This is a genomic window from Anaerococcus sp. HMSC065G05 (assembly GCF_001812365.1).
Lineage (GTDB): Bacteria > Bacillota > Clostridia > Tissierellales > Peptoniphilaceae > Anaerococcus > Anaerococcus vaginalis.
Window position 1 is genome coordinate 1 of record NZ_KV808712.1, and the last position, 302, is coordinate 302.

The window sequence follows — 302 nt, forward strand, 5'->3', positions numbered from 1 at the left end:
GACCAACCATTCCTAATGCCAGTAGAAGACGTAATGACAATCTCAGGAAGAGGAACAGTAGCAACAGGAAGAGTAGAAAGAGGAACCCTAAAACTAGGCGGAACAGTAGAAATCGTAGGCCTAACAGACAAAACAAGAGAAGTAGTAGTAACAGGAATCGAAATGTTCCACAAATCCCTAGAAACAACAGAATCAGGAGACAACTGTGCATTACTACTAAGAGGAGTACAAAGAAACGAAATCCAAAGAGGACAAGTAATAGCAGCACCAGGCTCAGTACACCCACACACAGAATTCGAAGG

General features: G+C 42.7%; 1 protein-coding gene. It reads left to right on the plus strand.

The features are described 5' to 3' along the window. A partial coding sequence (locus HMPREF2852_RS05660) for an EF-Tu/IF-2/RF-3 family GTPase (RefSeq protein ID WP_261668145.1) occupies positions 1–302 on the plus strand: 302 nt, incomplete at both ends.